Here is a 1,929-nt window from a genome sequence, read left to right on the forward strand (position 1 = left end):
CTCAAGTTCGACAGTTGATGGGCACATTTTTAGACAATCATTATCCACACTTCCCTCTATACGGGGGATTTATCCACAGTTAGCATAGAAAAATGACGGTTGTTCATAGGCACACATATGTGGATAAGTTGTATTTACATTATCATCTTTATAGGTTATACTATAGGCATGTACTTAAGACGTGTAAGCCGAAAAAATAAAGATGGAAGCCGGGTTGCCTATCTCCAGCTTGCTCATAATGAATGGGATTCGAAGGCCAAATACGCTAAAGCGAAGGTGATCTACTCTTTCGGGCGTGAAGATCAAGTTGATCGCGCAGCCCTTGAACGACTGGCCAACAGTGTGATTCGATTCCTTTCACCAGAGGAAGCTCTCCAGTTTCGGGAAGGCATTGGCGAAACAGCTGAATTCCTTTTTGAAGCCAGTAAACGATTGGGCGGTTCCTGGGCCTTAAATCAAATATGGCGTAAACTCGGATTGGACGAGATGATTCAAACATTGTTGAAAGACCGAAACCATCAAGTGGACATTGAACGCCAAATCTTTGCGATGGTTGCCAACCGTGCTCTGGCACCAACGAGTAAACTTGGCATGGAAGATTGGGTCCGGGATGATGTCGTGATTCCCGGTCTTGATCAGGTCTTTTCCCATCAGCTCTATCGAGCTATGGATGTCCTTTTGGACGTGAAGGATTCACTTGAGGAGCAAGTCTATTATGCCACAGCTGATCTGATGAACCTTGAGGTTGACCTCATTTATTTTGATACGACATCGTCTTATTTTGAGGTGGAACCTTCTGAGGCGCCGGATGATGAAGGATTGCGGAAGCTCGGTTACTCCAAGGATAAACGTCCTGATCTCCTCCAAGTCGTGATTGGCATGGCTGTAACCCGGGAGGGCATTCCCATCAAGTGTTGGGTGTGGCCTGGAAACACGATGGATATGACCGTTGTTGAGGAAATCAAAGATGACCTTGCCGGCTGGAAGCTTGGGCGCGTCATAAGTGTCGCTGATCGAGGTTTTTCATCCGAGGATAATCTTCGCTATCTCCAGCGGACAGGCGGGCATTATATAGTCGGTGAAAAAATGCGGTCAGGCAAACCCGAAACAGAGGATGCCTTAGCCCGAAAAGGCCGATATCATACGATTCGCGATAACCTCAAGGCCAAAGAGGTTATTGTTGGAGATGGTGAAGCGAGAAAACGGTTTGTGCTTGTCTATAATCCCAAAGAAGCCGAGAAAGAGCGTAAACAGCGTGAGACGATTATTGAACAACTCGAGCAGGAGCTCGAAGGGCTCAACCAGCTGCCGGATAAGCAACATACCAAAGCTGTCTGTAGGATTAGGGCCCATAAGGTATTCAGCCCCTATCTTCGTCAGCTGAAAGATGGTCGATTAAAGCTGAACAAACAGGCAATCCGCGATGCGGAACGCTATGACGGGAAATATCTGATTCGCACATCGGATGATACGCTTTCTGTGGAGGATATAGCCCTTGGCTATAAGCAACTTATTGAGGTCGAACAGGGCTTCAGGAAGTTGAAATCAACACTATCCCTTCGTCCGATGTATCATCGTCTGGATGAGCGCATACAAACGCATATCCTGTTGAATTGGCTGGCATTACTATTGATTCGAATTGCCGAAGTGGACACCGGAACGACCTGGCTGAGACTTCGTCAAGCGTTGGATAAGATCCACCTTGGAAAATTTTCTTCTAAAAACGGCGAGCTTTATCAGCGTACCGAATTGACGTATGAACAGCGTCTAATCCATGGGAGACTTGGGATTGAGGCTCCTCCGAAGATCTATGACTTGCAGCCAAAATCCTAGTTACACACCCTTTATGCCCAAAAAACACCGCAAAGCACTATTCTTATGCCTATTTGCGGTGTTTTCGTTTACCTAGTCACTGTGGAAGTCGAGTTT

At 46.6% G+C, this 1,929-nt stretch carries 1 protein-coding gene; it reads left to right on the top strand.

The window, feature by feature from the left end; all coding sequences use genetic code 11:
* Window positions 1-168 precede the first annotated feature (168 nt).
* Window positions 169-1,833: an IS1634 family transposase gene (locus ON01_RS18425; protein ID WP_010532500.1), complete on the top strand. Its 1,665-nt coding sequence runs from the start codon at window positions 169-171 to the stop codon at window positions 1,831-1,833.
* Window positions 1,834-1,929: the final 96 nt, after the last annotated feature.

The organism is Lentibacillus jeotgali (assembly GCF_000224785.1).
GTDB lineage: Bacteria > Bacillota > Bacilli > Bacillales > Amphibacillaceae > Lentibacillus > Lentibacillus jeotgali.

Bases quoted from the DNA above. Each gene is read 5' to 3' on its own strand.
- ON01_RS18425 (WP_010532500.1), top strand. From the start codon at position 169: ATGTACTTAAGACGTGTAAGCCGAAAAAATAAAGATGGAAGCCGGGTT.